Source organism: Allokutzneria sp. NRRL B-24872, from assembly GCF_002155965.1.
Lineage (GTDB): Bacteria > Actinomycetota > Actinomycetes > Mycobacteriales > Pseudonocardiaceae > Allokutzneria.
The window spans coordinates 69,597-86,008 of sequence record NZ_MUMH01000042.1 but is presented as its reverse complement, the minus strand read 5'-3'; the positions used below and the strand labels follow the sequence as shown (position 1 = coordinate 86,008).

Annotated in this window: 15 protein-coding genes; 10 read left to right on the top strand and 5 right to left on the bottom strand. The window is 71.1% G+C overall.

The genetic code is table 11. From position 1 onward, the window contains the following. Positions 1-14: 14 nt before the first annotated feature. The 4 genes from CCN37_RS12265 to CCN37_RS12250 are packed head-to-tail and all read left to right on the top strand — an operon-like array spanning position 15 to position 4,595. Entirely contained in the window at positions 15-854 is an 840-nt protein-coding gene (locus CCN37_RS12265) for a hypothetical protein (protein ID WP_086820864.1), read from the top strand. After that, complete coding sequence (locus tag CCN37_RS12260; RefSeq protein WP_086820863.1) at positions 851-2,236, top strand: CocE/NonD family hydrolase; 1,386 nt, start codon at positions 851-853, stop codon at positions 2,234-2,236. The genes CCN37_RS12265 and CCN37_RS12260 overlap by 4 nt, the downstream gene beginning before the upstream one ends. Continuing rightward, positions 2,233-3,576: a YcaO-like family protein gene (locus CCN37_RS12255; RefSeq protein ID WP_086820862.1), complete on the top strand. Its 1,344-nt coding sequence runs from the start codon at positions 2,233-2,235 to the stop codon at positions 3,574-3,576. The genes CCN37_RS12260 and CCN37_RS12255 overlap by 4 nt, the downstream gene beginning before the upstream one ends. A gap of 56 nt (positions 3,577-3,632) precedes the next feature. After that, a complete protein-coding gene (locus CCN37_RS12250) occupies positions 3,633-4,595 on the top strand; it encodes a hypothetical protein (protein ID WP_086820861.1) in 963 nt (320 codons plus the stop codon). Positions 4,596-4,652: 57 nt separating this feature from the next. Here CCN37_RS12250 and CCN37_RS12245 read toward each other — a convergent pair whose 3' ends face one another. From CCN37_RS12245 to CCN37_RS12235, 3 genes are all read right to left on the bottom strand, one after another. Then, positions 4,653-4,997, bottom strand: coding sequence for an RNA polymerase-binding protein RbpA (locus CCN37_RS12245; protein WP_246842968.1), 345 nt, complete (start codon positions 4,995-4,997; stop codon positions 4,653-4,655). 146 nt (positions 4,998-5,143) lie between these two features. Then, a complete protein-coding gene (locus tag CCN37_RS12240; RefSeq protein WP_086820859.1) occupies positions 5,144-6,454 on the bottom strand; it encodes a YncE family protein in 1,311 nt (436 codons plus the stop codon). A gap of 79 nt (positions 6,455-6,533) precedes the next feature. Continuing rightward, the gene (locus tag CCN37_RS12235; protein WP_086820858.1) at positions 6,534-7,094 is read right to left on the bottom strand and encodes a bacterial proteasome activator family protein; all 561 of its coding nucleotides are present in this window, start codon (positions 7,092-7,094) and stop codon (positions 6,534-6,536) included. A gap of 123 nt (positions 7,095-7,217) precedes the next feature. Here CCN37_RS12235 and CCN37_RS12230 point away from each other — a divergent pair, with 123 nt between their 5' ends. Both CCN37_RS12230 and CCN37_RS12225 read left to right on the top strand, forming a co-directional pair. Continuing rightward, a complete protein-coding gene (locus CCN37_RS12230) occupies positions 7,218-8,417 on the top strand; it encodes a cysteine desulfurase-like protein (protein ID WP_086820857.1) in 1,200 nt (399 codons plus the stop codon). Positions 8,418-8,437: 20 nt separating this feature from the next. Continuing rightward, on the top strand, positions 8,438-9,094 hold the full coding sequence (locus CCN37_RS12225) for a class I SAM-dependent methyltransferase (protein WP_086820856.1): 657 nt from the start codon (positions 8,438-8,440) through the stop codon (positions 9,092-9,094). Positions 9,095-9,601: 507 nt separating this feature from the next. On the opposite strand, the gene CCN37_RS12220 is transcribed toward CCN37_RS12225, so the two are convergent. Then, positions 9,602-10,597 carry an NAD(P)H-quinone oxidoreductase gene (locus CCN37_RS12220; protein ID WP_086820855.1) on the bottom strand — a complete coding sequence of 332 codons (996 nt, stop codon included), beginning with the start codon at positions 10,595-10,597 and terminating at the stop codon, positions 9,602-9,604. Between the two features lie 226 nt (positions 10,598-10,823). Here CCN37_RS12220 and CCN37_RS12215 point away from each other — a divergent pair, with 226 nt between their 5' ends. After that, entirely contained in the window at positions 10,824-12,383 is a 1,560-nt protein-coding gene (locus tag CCN37_RS12215; RefSeq protein ID WP_086820854.1) for a M28 family metallopeptidase, read from the top strand. A gap of 53 nt (positions 12,384-12,436) precedes the next feature. Here CCN37_RS12215 and CCN37_RS12210 read toward each other — a convergent pair whose 3' ends face one another. Then, complete coding sequence (locus CCN37_RS12210) at positions 12,437-13,363, bottom strand: neutral zinc metallopeptidase (RefSeq protein WP_086820853.1); 927 nt, start codon at positions 13,361-13,363, stop codon at positions 12,437-12,439. A gap of 88 nt (positions 13,364-13,451) precedes the next feature. On the opposite strand from CCN37_RS12210, the gene CCN37_RS12205 reads away from it, so the two are divergent. From CCN37_RS12205 to CCN37_RS12195, 3 genes are read left to right on the top strand one after another with little or no spacing between them, the layout of a single operon-like run. After that, entirely contained in the window at positions 13,452-14,612 is a 1,161-nt protein-coding gene (locus CCN37_RS12205) for an alpha-hydroxy-acid oxidizing protein (RefSeq protein ID WP_210407984.1), read from the top strand. Positions 14,613-14,624: 12 nt separating this feature from the next. Continuing rightward, positions 14,625-15,779 carry an endonuclease/exonuclease/phosphatase family protein gene (locus CCN37_RS12200; protein WP_086820851.1) on the top strand — a complete coding sequence of 385 codons (1,155 nt, stop codon included), beginning with the start codon at positions 14,625-14,627 and terminating at the stop codon, positions 15,777-15,779. Next, the gene (locus tag CCN37_RS12195; RefSeq protein WP_086820850.1) at positions 15,776-16,348 is read left to right on the top strand and encodes a GNAT family N-acetyltransferase; all 573 of its coding nucleotides are present in this window, start codon (positions 15,776-15,778) and stop codon (positions 16,346-16,348) included. The genes CCN37_RS12200 and CCN37_RS12195 overlap by 4 nt, the downstream gene beginning before the upstream one ends. The last annotated feature ends 64 nt before the right edge of the window (positions 16,349-16,412 follow it).

The following is a 16,412-nucleotide window of genomic DNA, read 5'->3' as shown; positions in this document are numbered from 1 at the left end:
GACAGGGAGGCCCAGTGGGCGAACGCCTCATCCCCGGAGCTGTCCTCTTCGACGTGCCCGGCCGCGGTCCGGCGCTGCGCTGCCCGGACGGTGAGATCGTGGGCGTCGCCCTCCCCGAGGACACGACGGCGGCCGTTCGCGGCGCGCTGGCTGTGGACAACTCGGCCGACGCGCCCGCTGAGCTGGGCGCCTTCCGCGAGGCGGGCTTCCTCGGCGGTCGCTCACAGTGGCCTGTGGATAACTCGATCGTGGCCCTCATGGGCTCGTCCGTGCTGGTCGAAGCCCTCAAGGTGGCCCTGAGCAGGGCAGGTGCACAACCCTGCGTCCTCGGACCGTTCACTGAGCGAGGTGATCTGTGGACAACTGCCGCCCTGTTGTCCACAGAGTTGTCCACAGGTGGGTTCTCGGCTGTGTGCGCAGTGTCCGACGGGCCCGCGCCGTCGTGCTGGGACAGCCTCGATGACCTGCCCGAACACGGGATCGCATGGCAGCGCGTGAGCCGTGAGGGGCGCCACGCGCTGATCGAACCGGTCGCCGCCGAGCCTGGGGACATCCGGCACTCCGACATCCGCAAGCGCCGCCTCGCCGCCGCAGGCTCCGGCCACGAGCACCTGAGTGCTTTCTGGGCCGCCGAAGCCCCTGTCACCGGCGAAGACGCCATGGACGACCTCGACGCTGCGGCCGTCGCGTCGCTGGCCGCACTCGACCTCCGCGCGTGGGCGCTCGGCGCGACGAAGCGCGACGGCTCGTTCACGTCGTCGCTGCCCGCTCGCCGACGCCTCCGCGTGCTCGACCTGGACACCGCCGCCATCACCGACCACGCCGTGCTCCGCGTGCCCGAGGCCGCGTCGTGACGACTGCCGAAGAGCACGTCATCCCACTTGACGGCGCCCGTCTAGTAGCCACAGTGGTCCGGTCCGCCGAGCGTGGACCCGCAGTGCTGATCCGAACGCCCTACGACCGCCGCAACCACCTCGCCGAGGCCCACGGCTGGGCGAAGCGCGGCTTCACCTGCGTCGTGGTCGACGTGCGCGGGCGCTACGGCTCCACCGGCGACTTCGTGCCCTACGCCAACGAGCGCGCGGACGGCGCTGTGGTGCTGAAGTGGTTGCACGACAACGATCTCGCCGACGGCCGGGTCTTCGCGGTCGGCGCCTCCTACGCCGCGTACTGCGCTGTCGTGACCGCACTGGAAGGCGAACTGGCCGGAGTGATCGCCGCCGTCCCCGCGCTGGGCCTCGGCGAAACCGCCCGCGAACCCGGCGGGGCCGCGCGCCTGGCCTGCCGCCTCGGCTGGTGGGCCGAGCACGGCGGCACTCCGACCGCCCGCGCCACCCCGCTGCCGTACTCCCTCGAAGCCCTCCCCGTCCGCGAGGCTTTCGATCTCCCGGCTTGGCAGACCCTCTGGAACGCCCCACCCCTCGGCGACCTCTGGACCGAACTATCTACAGTGGACACTCCGCTGCTGGCCGTAGGCGGCCTGCGCGACCCCTTCCTCCGCCACACCCTCCGCCTCGCCGACACCTGGCGCGGCCCCACCACCCTCGTCATCGGCGACTGGTCGCACGACATGGACACCCGAAACACGTTGTCCGGCAAGCGAATCGGCGCCCTCTACACCTCCTGGGCCACCGCCCCGCCTTCGCGGCACTCCGCCATCGCCGTCTCTTCCCGTTTCGTACTCCAAGCGGCCAAGAGAGCGCTCCCAGTTCCCGCTTTCGGTACGAAACGGGAGTTCGAGGCCGAGCCGACGCGTCCGTTCCCGTCCCGGGACGTGGGCGTTGACCTGCGGTGCGACGCCGAGCGCGTGGATCGGGCGCTCGGGGTGGTGGAGGTGGGAGCAGGGGTGCTGGCAGGGCTCGTCGAGGTGGAGATCGAAGCGGTGGCCGACGCCCCGGACGCGGACTGGGTGTTCCGCCTCGCGGTGGAGATGCCGGACGGCTCGTGGCCGCAGCTCGGGAGCGCGGTCGTGCGGCACAAGCACACGCCGGGCGAGCCCACGACGGTCCGCGCGGAGATCGGGCCGGTCGGCGCGGAGGTGCCACCGAACTCGCGGCTGCGCTTGGAGATCGCTGGGCACCACTGGCCGCGCCACGCCCGCAATCCGCACACCGGGGTCGACGCGGTCGACGCGACGGAGCTGCTGTCGAGCCGCCGAGAAGTCCTCAAGTGCTCGCTCGCGCTGCCGTGGGCCGACGGGGCACCGGTCGATGTGATCAAGGAGGTCGGCAGGTGACGCTGCCCGTTGACGCGCTGATCGATCCGCTGACCGGAGTCATCCGGCGGTTGGTCGACGTCGAGCACGTGCCAGGTGCTCCGCACCGCTACCGAGGGGTGACCGCCGAGGTCGCGGACGCGCGGCGGCTCGGCGCGTGGCCCGCCGACCGGGTCAGCCTCGGCACCACGTTCGGCGATGTGGACGGCGCGCGCATCGCCGCGATCGGGGAGGCCGTCGAGCGCTACTGCGGCAACCGCGTGCCCAACGGCCTGCGCCGGGCGACGGCGGCCGAGCTGCAAGCCGAGGGCGCGCACCTCTTCGGCCCCGACGACCTGCCGTTCTTCGCGCCGTGGCAACAAGTTCCGTATCGGCCTTTCACCGCTGACCTCGCCCAGCTGTGGGTGGAGGGCGAGGAGGACGGCCAAGCGTGCTGGCTGCCCGCGTCGTGGGTCTACCTGAACTTCTTCTCCGGCCAGCGCCGTGGAGAACCGCGCACGCACCACCTCAACTACGCGGGCATCGCCACGGGCGCCGACAGTGACGACGCGTTCCGGCGCGGGCTGCTCGAACTGCTGGAGCGGGACGCGCTGGAGCTGTGGTGGCACCTCGGCGGCCCGAGCCGCGGGATCGACCTGGACTCGGTGCCCGGCCTCGCCGGTGAGTTGGCCGGATCGCGCCTGCGCATCCACCTCGTCGAGCTGCCGACCGAACACCCCGTCGCCTGCGTCGCGGCGGTCGCGATCGACGAGGAGACCGGCATCGTCGCAGGTGGCGGCGCCGCACGCTTCGACCCGGCCGAAGCGTGCGTGAAGGCCGTGCTGGAGGCCGTGCACACGTGGGTGTTCACGCTCGGCCTGCTCGACCCGGACGGCTGGGTCTTCGCGGCGGTGAAGGCGGGCGTGCTCGCCGAAGGGCTGTACCTGCCGCACCGCGAGGACCGCGCGTACGCCGATGACACGGGTGTCCACTTCGGACGAGTCCGGGATCTCGGCGCGCAACCCCAGGTGTGGCTGGACAAGCGCGTCCAGGACCGGCTGCTGCCGAGGTTCACCGAGCCCGGCGAGCTGATCGGCGTCGAAGATCTCCCGCGTGGTGATCTCCACTCGCTCCAGGCGAGTCTGCGCGCGAGCGGCTGCCGGGTGGCCAGTGTCGATCTCACGACCTCCGATGTCGCCGAGACCCCGTTGCGCGTTCGCCGCGTCTGCGCGACCGGCCTCGTGCCCAACGCGCCCGGTGCCTTCCGCTACCTCGGCCTGCCCCGGTGGCGCCAAGTGATCGCCGAGCGGGGTTGGGCGCCCGGAGCCGATCCGCTCTCCGGCCCGGAAGGTCTGGTGCTCGACCCGCCGCCGTTCCTGTGAGTGCCGTTCTCGCAGCTCTGAACGCTGCGTGGGCTGGCGCAGACCCCGGGCCCACCGTGCCCGAGCTGCGTCCACCCGCACGCCGGACCTGGGCGGGGGAGCCGGTTCCGCTGCCGCGCTGGCCCGATGACGGCATCGGCGGACTGCTCGACCTGGCGCTCGCCGCGGACCCCGCTCGCAAGCTCGGCGGCGTTCGGCTGCGCCGTGTGCCCTCGGCCGGCGGGCGCTACCCGGTCGAAGCGCACGTGGTCGTCGACGACGTCGCGTGGACCTACGACCCGTTCACCCACGCCTTGGCCGAGCCGCGTGAAGGCGCTGGCAACGGCGTCGTCCTCTCGCTGGTGCCGTCGCGCACGACCTGGCGCTACGGTCCGCGCTCGCTGCCGGTGCTGTTGCTGGACCTCGGGCACGCGCTCGCCGGGTTCGCCGGGGCTGAGGTGGTCGTCGGCGGGGTCGCACCCGCCTCGCGCGCCGAGTACCCGCTGGCGATGACCGGATCAGTCCACATTGGACAGATGCCTGAGCTGTCCGCGCCCGGGACACCCCTCATCGACGCCGCGCTGGCGGAGCTGGCAGGTCTCACGCCGATCTCGCTGCCGAAGAGCGCGCCGGTCGGAGCTCGCGAGGTCCTTGCCAGGCACAGCGCACCATGGCCGGTGTCGGGCCGCGTGCCCCAGGACATCGCGGACGAGGTGCTGGCCGCGACGAACGGCGTCGAGGCCGTGCTGGTCGAGCCCGCTGATCACCCCGAACTGGCCGCCGCGCTGGCCGCGCGCTCCTGCGGACAACCGGAGGTGGCGGACAGCGGAGCACTGCTGCTCGTGCTGGGCGAGGTGGAGCCGACCGCGGAGCAGGCGCTGCGCACGCACGTGCTTGCCGGCATGGCGGTGCACCGGGCCTGGCTGCGCGCCACCGCGCACGGTCTCCGGTGCCGACCGCTGGGGTGCTGGATCGACGTCGTTCTTGATCTTGGGCGGCGGCGCAGGCTCGTCCACGCGCTCGCCGTCGGGGCGCCCTGATGTGGTCAATCGATTGCATAAATAGGCGCCCACAAAGGGCGGTAGTGCGTTTTTCGGCTAGGTCACTTCGTTCTCGAGTTCACGTCGCTGGCGCAGCAGGGCCAACCGCTCGTCAAGCAGCTCTTCGAGATCGCTGATCGTCCGCCGCTCGCGCAGCATGTCCCACGGGGTGCGACCCGGCTTCGCCTGCTGCTCGGCCGGCTTGCCGTCCACGATCACCGCCGTGACCCCGTGCTTTCGGCAGATCCAGGTGTCCTGCGGCTCGGCGTCGACGGCGAAGATGACGCCGAACTCGTGGCCGCGAGGGCAGGCGAACCGGGTCACCTGGCGCGGGGCCAGGTCCTTGTCGGTGTCGGCCTCGTAGCTCACGCCACCGATTCTGCTGCCACGGAGCGCATTCACAGGGGGCTCCTCCGAATTGGGAGTCAGGGACAACAACTGTGTCCCCCAGTGTGCAACCCACGGCGATTTCGCGCTTCTCCGGCACATTCCCAGTCGGGTGGAAAAGACGCGCGTCCCACGGACGGCGGAACGCGCGCCCGCCCGCGCTAGCGACCGACCGTGTCCGCGTGCGCCACCCCTGGCTCCCAGATCGCGATCGCGCCGCCCCGGTCGAGTGTCGTCGGCACTGCCAGTGACCTGCTGACGCGGCCTGCCGCGGTGTCCACGACGTCGACCCGGCCCTGGCCGCCGGCGGTCAGGTAGGCCGTCCTGCCCCTGTCGTCCAGCGCGATCTTCCTCGTCTGGGCGGCGAAGGGATCTTTCCCGGCCTGTGGGCCGCCGGGCAGGACACCTAGATCGACTCGACGCGTCAGCTCACCGAAGCCGCCGTTGCGCCCGTTGACGTCGACCAGGGCCAGCTCGTCGCGCGCCGCGCCGTGCACCACGTACCCGGCCAGCTCGTCGGAGAGCCCGAAGCGGAACACGTAGCCGCTGCCCAACGGTGTGCGCGTCGTCTTCCCGCTGCGCACGTCGAGCAGGTACGCGTGCTCCGTCCACTTCGTCCAGTCGGGGTCGGCGTTGTCCCGCACGTACGTCACGGCGGTGTCCGCGTCGTCGTGCAGGCGGAGGTAGAACCCGCGCCCGGGGCCACCCCACGCCGCGACGCGCTGCGCGCCGAAGCCGCCGTCGCGGGTCACCTCGGTCAGGTCCACGCCGCGCTCGGTCGCGGTGATCGCGCGCCGGTGCTTCGGCGAGAACGCCTCGCCGTGCCCGTGCTCGCCGATCGCCTGCTTGACGGCGCCCGTCAAGTGCTCGCCGTTGGCCTTGACGACGTCCGTCAGGCGGTAGCTCTCCAGCTGCGCGGGCGCGTCGTTGCGGTGCAGGACCGTGCCGCCGTCGACAAGTACGCCCGGCTCTCCACTGTGGACGACGCCGTGCCCGGACTTGAAGGTCCTCAGGTCGACCGCCGTGAGCGTGGCGTGCCCGGCGTGCTCCGCGTGTCCGGACTCGTGCTCGTGGCCTTCGCTGCCCGCCACGACGGCGAAGCGCGCTGCGGCGTCCACGGCGAAGTGCGAGACCTCGCCCTCGACGGGGGCGGTGCCGACGACGCGCGGCTCGGCGCCCGCGACGTTGACCACGACGAGCTGCTTGGCCGCGTCGTCCACGAAGAGCACGCGCCCGTCGGCGAGGACGACGGTTCCCGCGTGGTCGTTGAGCTTGCGGCCGGGCAGCGATCCGGTGATCCGCCCGGTGCGGGCGTCGAGCACGTGCACCGTGCTCGCGGCGGGGTCGGCGACGAGCAGCCGGGCCTGGCCCGGGTCCGCCTGCGCGGGGCTGGCGAGCGCGGGGCTGGCGAGTGCGGGGCTGGCGAGTGCGACCGTGCTGAGCAACGCGGCTGCGAGGGGAAGGGAACGCATGGCTATCGCCTCTCTGGAAGGAATCCAGAGAGAACGATAACCATTTTCAACTAGGTTGTGGCTCCGCCGAACGGAGCAGTCAGAGGTACTGGCCGGTCCCGCTGATCTTCGGGCCGCCCTGGTCGCCGTCCCCGCCGCCGAGGCCGGGCGGCAGCGCGCCCCTGCGCATCTGCTCCAGCTGCACCCGCGCGGCCATCTGCTGCGCGAACAGGGCGGTCTGGATGCCGTGGAAGAGCCCCTCCAGCCAGCCGACCAACTGGGCCTGGGCGATCCGCAGCTCCGCGTCCGACGGCGTCGAGCCCTCCTCGAACGGCAGGGTCAGCCGCTCCAGCTCCTCGCGCAGCTCCGGGGCGAGGCCCTGCTCCAGCTCCTTGATGGAGGAACGGTGGATCTCCTTGAGCCTGCTGCGGCTGGCGTCGTCGAGGGGAGCGGCGCGCACCTCCTCCAGCAGCTGCTTGATCATGGTGCCGATCCGCATCACCTTGGCTGGCTGTTCGACGAGGTCGGTCACCTCGTGCGAGCCGTCGGCGTCCTCGCCGTTCTGGCCGAAACCTCCGGTCGGCAGCGCGCCCATCGGGGTGCCGTCCGGTCCGATGACCACGACCCGCTGCTCGCCGTCGTTGTCGCTGGGCTGAGTCATGCCACCATCCTGGCCCGAGCGGCCACCGCGATGCGACCCGGCCGTGGTAACCGTCCGACTCTGCTGCGTGACGTCGCCTACCCGCCGACCACGGGACTGGACATCCTCCGTACGGTGTGTCGCATGGCGTTCGACGTCGCTCAAGTCCGTGGGCTCTTCCCCGCACTGGGCGACGGTTGGGTGCACCTGGACACACCTGCCGGTATGCAAGTCCCTGAAGGGGTTGCGACGGCGGTGTCGACGGCGTTGCGCGCCCCCGTCTCCGGTCCTGGGGGAATTTTCCCTGCCTCCCAACGGGCGGAGGCGATCGTCGAGGCCGCTCGCCGCGCCTTCGCCGACCTGGTCGGAGCCGATCCGTCCGGGGTCGTGCTCGGGCCCAGCTCGGCGGTGCTGCTGGAACGCCTCGCCGACGCGGTCGGCCAGGGCTGGCTGCTCGGCGACGAGGTCGTCGTCTCCCGCCTGGACCACCCCGGCAACGTCCTGCCGTGGCAGCGCGCCGCACAGCGCTCCGGCTGCACGGTCCGCTGGGGCGAGGTCGACATCGAGACCTGCGAGCTGCCCGCGTGGCAGTACGGCGACCTGGTCAGCTCCCGCACCAAGGTGGTGGCGATCACCGCCGCCTCCGGCGCCGTCGGCACCCGCCCGGACGTGCGCAAGATCGCCGACTACGCGCGTGCGGCTGGCGCGCTCGTGGTGGTCGACGCCTCCGCCGCCGCCCCGTTCCTCCCGCTCGACATGACCGCGATGGGCGCCGACATCGTCGCCGTCTCCGCATCGGCGTGGGGCGGTCCGCCGGTCGGAGCGCTGGTGTTCCGCGACGCGAGCCTGCTCGACCGGCTGGCCTCGTGCTCGCTGGACCCGGGGGCGCGCGGTCCGGAGCGCCTTGAGCTCGGCCCGCACGCCTATCCGCTGCTCGCGGGCGTCGTGGCTTCCGTGGACTACCTCGCGACCCTGGACGACGCCGCGATCGGCCCGCGTCGCGAGCGGCTGCTGACCTCGCTCGGCTCGGTCAAGGCCTACCAGGCGGGCCTGATGGCCAGCCTCATCAACGAACTGCGCGCGCTGCGCCACGTGATGGTCATAGGCGATGCCATGCGCCGAATCCCCTCCGTGGCGTTCACCATCGCCGGCACCAAGGCGTGGGCCGCCGTCGAGCACCTCGCCGAACGCGGCATCTGCGCCTTCTCCGACAACGGCCAGAACGGCGTGTTCGCCGCGCTCGGCGTCGGCGAGGTCGGTGGCGCCGTGCGCGTCGGCCTCGCGCACTACACGAACACCGTCGAGGTCGACCAGCTCGTGCGCGCCATCGCCGAGCTGCGCTGACCCAGGAGCTGGAGGCCGGGTTGGACGAGTCGCTGCGCCGCGCGATGGCGGACCTCAACGCGTGGATGCGCCTGGGGCCGCTGCTCACGGAGTACCTGCCGTTCTCCGCGACCGCGACGTTGCGCCCCACCGGCCTCACCGCGCTGCTCGACGAGGTCCTGCTCGGCGGGCGCACCGTGCTCGTCGAGTGCGGCACCGGCCCGTCGACCATCGTGCTCGCGCGGCTGCTCGCCCGGCGCGGGTACGGGCGCCTGCTGTCCATCGACAACGACGAGCGCTGGACCACCTACGCCGAGACGCAGTTGCGCCGCGAGGGCCTGCACGGCGTCGCCAAGGTCGTGCACGCCCCGCTCGCCGAGAACGCCAACGGCATGCGGTGGTACTCCACCGAGGTCGTCTCCCCGGCCGTCGCCGCCTACGTCGACCAGTACGGCCTGGTGGACATGCTGATCGTCGACGGCCCGCCCAGCACCGACCCCGGCCAGTCGATGATCCGCTACCCCGCGCTGCCCACGCTGCGCTGGGCCATGGCGCCCGGCGCCACCCTCGTGCTCGACGACGTCGACCGCCCCGGCGAGCTGACCGTGGCCGCCCGCTGGCAGGACGAGTACGACCTCATCACCCGTTCCGACCCCTCCGGCACCCGCCTGGCCATCTCCACCCTCGCCCCCTCCTGACACCGCGCCCGGCGGGTGGCAGCCGGTGGCGGACGTGCTGAACGACTCGTTCACCAAGTTGAACGCACTGAATGACTCGTTCAGCACGCTCAACCACATGAACGAGTCATTCAGGCGCTCACGGAGCCCTGAACGACCCCTTCAGTGCGTTGAGGCCCTGAACGACCCGTTTGGTGCGTTGAGGGCGCTGAACGGGTCGTTTGGTGCGCTCAAGTACCTGGAGGGGTCATTGAGGGCCTCGCGGGTGGAGTGGGGAGCAGGTGCGGGGGAGTTGTCCACAACGAGGGTAGTTGTCCACAGGTTGGGGAAAGCTGCTTTCGCGCTGACCACATGGTCCTGAACACTGGAAACAGGGGGACCCCCTGGGCGGGGACCCTCACGACGTGTCGGAGTTGTCCACAGAGTGCGCGAGGGTGTGGGTAGGCGCTGTGGAGAAACTCCCGTTTCGTACTCATAGCGGGGTGACGGCCGTTATGAGTACGAAACGGGAGTTCGACGGCGTTGGCGTCAGGAGGAGCGGACCGCGAGGATGATCTTGCCGATGACGCCGCCCGCTTCGAGGATGCGGTGGGCGTCGCCAGCGGACTTGACGGGCAGCGTGGTGTGCACGACGGGCTTCACGGTGCCGTTGGCGATCAGCGGCCACAGGTGCTTGCGGACCTGGGCGACGATCTCGCCCTTGCCGTTGCGGCCGTCGACGGGGCGGCTGCGCAACGCGGTCGCGGACACGGTGGCGCGCTTGGTGAGCAGGGTGCCGAGGTTGAGCTCGGACTTCACCCCGCCCTGCAGGCCGATCACGACGAGGCGGCCGTCCTGCGCGAGCACCTCGACGTTGCGCTCGAAGTACGCGGCGCCCATGTTGTCGAGCACGACGTCGGCGCCGCGGTCGCCGGTCGCCTTGCGCACGACCTCGACGAAGTCCTCGGTGCGGTAGTTGACGGCGATCTCCGCGCCGAGTTCGCGGCAGCGCTCAAGGCCGGTGTCGGTGCCCGCGGTGACGGCGACCTTCGCGCCGAGCGCGCGGCCGACCTGCACGGCGAACGTGCCGATCCCGCCGGCGCCGCCGTGCACGAGCAGCGTCTCGCCCTCGGTCAGCCCGGCGTTCATCACCAGGTTCGACCAGACGGTGCAGGCCACCTCGGGCAGGCCCGCCGCGGTCACCAGGTCCACGCCCTGCGGCACCGGGAGCAGCTGCGCGGCGGGCACCACAACCCGTTCGGCGTAACCGCCGCCGGCGAGCAGCGCGCACACCTGGTTGCCGGGCTTCCAGCCGCTGACCTCGGGGCCGACGGCCAGGACCGTGCCGGAGCACTCCAGTCCGAGCACCTTCGACGCTCCGGGCGGCGGAGGGTAGAAACCCTTGCGCTGCAACAGGTCGGCGCGGTTGACCGCTGTCGCGGTCACCTCGATGAGCACCTCGCCCTTGCCCGGCTTCGGGTCGGGCAAGGGCGCCCACCTGAGCACCTCGGGACCACCTGGTTCACGGATCACGATCGCCTGCATGCGCCGACGCTATCGGCAAACGGCCGGTACCCGGGCTCGGCGCAGCGACGATCACCCCACCCGAGTCGGGACAGGACGGTTACCCGAACGAGACGAACCCCTTGCGCGAGGTCGGCCGTGCCGATACCGCCGCCTGGCCTAGTCCGGACGGCCGGATAACCCCTTGAACAGCAAGGACGTGCCGACGAGGGTGTCGCCATTGGGCGGAACTAATTCAGGAGCACGCATGCGTTCACCCCGTACGGCTCTCCGAACATCCCTGCTCGCGACCGCGGTGTGCGCGGGGCTGGCTATCAGCTCCGCGTCGGCGGGCGCGATCCCCGGCCCCGCGGCCCCCGGCGGTGAGATCGACGGTCCGGCGCTCGCCAAGCAGCTCGACCGCAAGGTCACCGTCGACAACGTGCACCGCCACCTGCGCGCGCTCCAGCGCATCGCCGACTCCAACGGCGGCTCCCGCGCGGCGGGCACCAAGGGCTACGACGCCAGCATCGACTACGTGGCGGGCAAGCTCCGGGCGGCGGGCTTCGACGTCACCACGCCGACCTTCACCTACGACCACGAGATCATCGACGCGGGCACGGTGGACGCGGGCGGCGTGAAGGCCGCGGCCGACCCGCTGGAGTTCTCGCCGAACACGGCGGTCGGCGGCATCTCCGGACCGCTGGTGGTCGTGCCAGAGGACGGCAGCCCCGGCTGCGAGACCAGCGACTTCGCCGGCCTCCCGGTCAGCGGCGCGGTCGTGCTGATCCGCAGGGGCTCGTGCTCCTTCGCGCAGAAGCAGCTCAACGCGGCGAGCCTCGGCGCCAAGGCCGTGATCATCTCGGACAACAGCGACACCGGGCCGGAGGGCTGGACGCTCGGCGACGCGGCCAGCGCGAAGGTGCCGACCGGCGGCGTGACCAAGGCCGAGGGCACCGCGCTCGCGGCCAAGGCGGGCGCTGCCACCACGATCGACCTGCGCGTGCACATCGAGGCCCGGCCCAGCCGCAACATCATCGCCCAGACCCGCACCGGTCGCGTCGACAACGTCGTGATGGCGGGCGCGCACCTGGACAGCGTCGACGGCGGCGCGGGCATCAACGACAACGGCACGGGCTCGGCGGCGCTGCTGGAGACCGCGTTGCAGCTCGGCGGCACGGCCAAGGTCAAGAACGCGGTCCGCTTCGCCTGGTGGGGCGCTGAGGAGCTGGGCCTGGTCGGCTCGACCAAGTACGTCCAGGGCCTGACCTTCGAGCAGCAGCTGGACATCGCGCTCTACCTGAACTTCGACATGGTCGGCTCGCCGAACGCGGCGTACTTCGTCTACGACGGCGACGACTCGGACAAGACGGGCGCGGGCCCCGGCCCGTACGGCTCGGCCCAGATCGAGAAGACCTTCGTCGACTACTTCGCCAAGCGCGGCGTTCCCAGTGAGGGCACGGACTTCTCCGGTCGCTCGGACTACGGCGAGTTCATCAAGGTCGGCATCCCGGCCGGTGGCCTGTTCACCGGCGCCGAGGGCATCATGACCGCCGCGCAGGCCGAGAAGTGGGGCGGCCAGGCGGGTGTCGCCTACGACAAGTGCTACCACCAGGCGTGCGACAACCTCGGCAACGTCAACCAGGCCGCGCTGAACCGGAACTCCGGTGCCATCGCCTGGTCGGTCGGCGCGTACGCGACCAGCACCGAGGACGTCAACGGCGTCCCGTCGCGCGCTGTCCGCAAGAACGCCAGGCTCGCCGCGCTGCGCTCGGCGCCCAGCCTGAAGCTGGACAACAAGCACTCGCACGACCACATCACCGCCTGACAGCTCGTCACCACGGCCCCGGGTCCCGCACCCGGGGCCGTGGTGCGTCAGCGTCAGCCGAGGTCGTTGGTGCGGAAGGTGTCGCAGGAGTTCGGGTTGCCGGTGCGCAGCCCGGTGGTGAACCACTTCTGCCGCTGCTGCGAGCTGCCGTGGCTGAACTGGCTCGGGTCGACCTTCCGCCCGCCGAGCTGCGACTGGATGAAGTCGTCACCGATGCGGGCCGCCGCGTCCAGCGCGCCGTCGATGTCCTTCTGCGTGACCTGCGTGATCAACGGCTTGCCCGAGCTGGTCGGCGTGGTCGTCGCGTGCTTGGCCCACGCGCCCGCGTAGCAGTCGGCCTGCAGTTCCAAGCGCACTGAGCCGGACGTCGGCCCGGTCGCGCTCCCGCGCACCTGGCGCGAGGTGCCCAGCAGGTTCTGCACGTGGTGCCCGTACTCGTGCGCCAGCACGTACGCGTGCGTGAACGGCCCGCCCTGTGCGCCGAACTTCTGCCGCAGCTCGGTGAAGAAGCCCAGGTCGATGTAGACCTCGGAGTCGGCGGGGCAGTAGAACGGCCCGACGTCGGAGGTCGCGCTGCCGCAGCGGGTGTTGACGCCGCCGCGGAAGAAGTTGGTCGGCACCGCCTGGTAGGTCCGCCCGGACTCGGCGAACTGCTGCTTCCAGTAGCCCTGGATCGAGTTGATCACCGCCACCAGCGCGCAGTCCTCCTTGGCGTTGGCGTCCGCCCCGGTCCGGCACTCCTCGGCCAGCCTGGCGTTGTCCACGCGCCCGCCGCGCTCCACCTGCTCCAGCCCGAAACCGGGCACCGCTGGCAGGCCGGCACCGCCGCCGAACTGCGAGAACAGGAAGTAGAGCACCAGTCCGACGATGCCGAGCCCACCACCGCCGATGGCGACCCGTCCGCCGACCCCGCCACCGCCGGAGTCGCGGAGGTCCTCCACCTGTGAGACGTCCAGATCGGCGTCCTCGTTGAACCGCACGGCTGCCTCCACGTGATGTGCTGCGAGCGCAGTCGAAGATATGCGAACCGCCTTCCCCCCACCCGACGCGGCGGGTAGACATACCCCGGTGGGCCACTTCGGGGACTACCAACAGGAGATCTACGGCGACACCGGCGAGGGTCTGCCGATCACCTACGACGGCATGGAGCGTGCGGCGGAGAACGCGATGTCGGCCCAGGCGTTCGCCTTCGTCGCCGGAGCAGCCGGAACCGAGCGCACCGCGCGCGCCAACCCCGGTGCCTTCGACCGCTGGCGGCTCGTCCCCCGGATGCTGCGCGACGTCTCCGAGCGCGACCTGTCCACCACGCTCTTCGGCACCCCGATGGCCGCGCCCGTGCTGCTCGCCCCGGTCGGGCTCAACAGCATCGTGCATGACGACGCGGAACTCGCCCCCGCCGCCGCGGCAGCCGCGCTCGGGCTCGTGCACGTCGTGTCCACGGCGTCGACAACGCCGCTTGAGAAGATCGCCAACGCTGAGCCGGAGGGCCGCCGCTGGTTCCAGCTGTACTGGCCGCGCACCGACGAACTCGCGAAATCCCTTGTGACGCGGGCGGAACGCGCCGGGTACGAGGCGATCGTGCTGACCGTGGACACCAGCGCGGTGTCCTGGCGCCCGCGCGATCTCGGCTACCGCAACCTGCCGTTCCACAGTGGACAGGGCATCGGCAACTACCTCACCGATCCGGTGTTCCGCGCAGGACTGCCCGAGCCGCCGGAGTCCGGCGAGGACGCCATGCGCGCCGCGATCGACGAGTGGTCCCGGCAGTTCGGCAACCCCGCGCTGACCTTCGCCGACCTCGCGAAGCTGAAGTCCTGGACCAAGCTTCCCGTTGTGGTCAAAGGGATCTGCCACGCCGAGGACGCGCGCGCGGTCATCGACGCCGGCGCCGACGGGATCATCGTGTCCAACCACGGCGGTCGCCAGGTCGACGGTGCGCGCGCCGCGCTGGACTGCCTTCCCGAGGTCGTCGGCGCCCTGCCCGGCAAGGTTCCGGTGCTCTTCGATTCCGGAATCCGTTGCGGCGCTGACGTGATGGTCGCGCTCTCGCTCGGCGCGTCAGCCGTTCTCGTTGGCAGGCACTGGGTCTACGGACTCGGTGTCGCGGGACGGCGTGGTGTCGAGCACGCCATGCGCTGCCTGCTCGCCGAGTTCGACCTGATGCTCGCGCTCTCCGGTTACGCCAACCCTGCCCAGCTGGACCGCACCAGTGTGGTGCGGGAGTCCTGAGGAGTTCGAACGTTGTTCCGTCGCAGTCTCGCCGCCGCGCTCGCCGTGGTGGTCATAGCCGCTCCGACAGCCGTCGCCGCCGAGAACAAGCTCACCACGCGCTTCGCTACCTTCAACGCGTCGCTGAACCGCGCGACCGAGGGTGAACTTCTCGCGAATCTGTCCACTAAGGACGATTCGCAGGCGCGCAAGGTCGCCGAGGTCGTGCAGCGCGTTCGCCCGGATGTGCTGCTGCTCAACGAGTTCGACTACGTCTCGGGCAATCGTGCCGTGGACGCGTTCCGCCGCAACTACCTCGAAGTCGGCCAGCAGGGCGCGCAGCCGATCGAGTACCGCTACTCCTACACCGCGCCCGTCAACACCGGCGTCCCGACCGGCATCGACCTCAACAACGACGGCAAGGTCGGCGGCGGAGACGACGCGTACGGCTTCGGGTTGTTCCCCGGGCAGTACGGGATGGTGGTGCTCTCCAAGCACCCGATCGACACCGCTGCGGTCCGGACCTTCCAGAAGTTCCGCTGGGCCGACATGCCGGGCTCGAAGCTGCCCAGGGACTTCTACTCCAAGCAGGCGCAGGACATCCTGCGGCTGTCGTCGAAGTCGCACTGGGACGTGCCCGTCCAGGTCGGCCGCAAGGAGGTGCACTTCCTGGTCTCGCACTCGACCCCGCCCACCTTCGACGGCCCCGAGGACCGCAACGGCAAGCGCAACCACGACGAGATCCGCTTCTGGGCCGACTACGTCAACCCGGGCAAGGGCGGCTACATCTACGACGACGCCGGCAAGCGCGGCGGGCTCACCGGTGGGCCGTTCGTCTTCGCTGGTGACCAGAACGCCGACCCCGTCGACGGTGAGAGCGCGGACCTGCCCGCGCAGCTGCTCCTCAAGGCGCACAAGGTGATCGACCCCAAGCCGCACAGCATCGGCGCCGTCGAGGCCGCGCTCGTGCAGGGCGGGGCGAACAAGGGCCAGCGCGGGCCGTCGTGGCAGGACACCGGCGACTTCAACGACAAGACCCCCGGCAACCTGCGCATCGACTACGTGCTGCCGTCGCTGCCGCTGATCCCCGTGCGCGCCGGGGTGTTCTGGGAGCCGAGCCATTCGCCGCTCGCCCGCCTGAACGACGCCTCCGACCACCACGCCGTCTGGGTGGACGTGATCGGATGAGCGCGCAGGTGGTGACCACGTGGTCCCTTGAGCAGACCGACCTTGACGGCCTCCGTCAAGCGAAACCGCCCGCCGAGCCGGTCGACCTGGTGCGGGTGGACGTGCCCAGCCCGGAGTTCAGCCGCTTCCTCTACACCGCCGTTGGCGGGGACTGGCACTGGACGGACCGCCTGGGGTGGAACCACCAGCGCTGGTCGGAGTGGTTGGAGCGGCCCGGCGTCGAGACCTGGGTGCTGTACTCGCGCGGCACTCCGGCGGGGTACGTCGAGCTTGAGGCGCAGCCGAACGACCAGGTGGAGATCACTTGCTTCGGCCTGCTGCCGGGCTTCGTCGGGCGCGGGCTCGGCGGGCACATGCTGCACGAGGCCGGGGTGCGCGCGTGGAACCTCGCGCAGCGCTGGCCGCAGCTTGAGCCGACCAAGCGCGTGTGGGTGCACACGTGCTCGCTGGACGGCCCTTCCGCGCTGGCCAACTACAAGGCGCGCGGCTTCGAGGTCTTCCGCGTCGAGGAGGAGACGATCGAGGTCGCTGACACGCCGATCGGACCGTGGCCGGGGGCTCGGGCGTAGAAACTCCTTCCGAACACAGCAAAAGGGCGCCCTGAGAGCTTCAGGGCGCCCTTTCTGGTGCTGC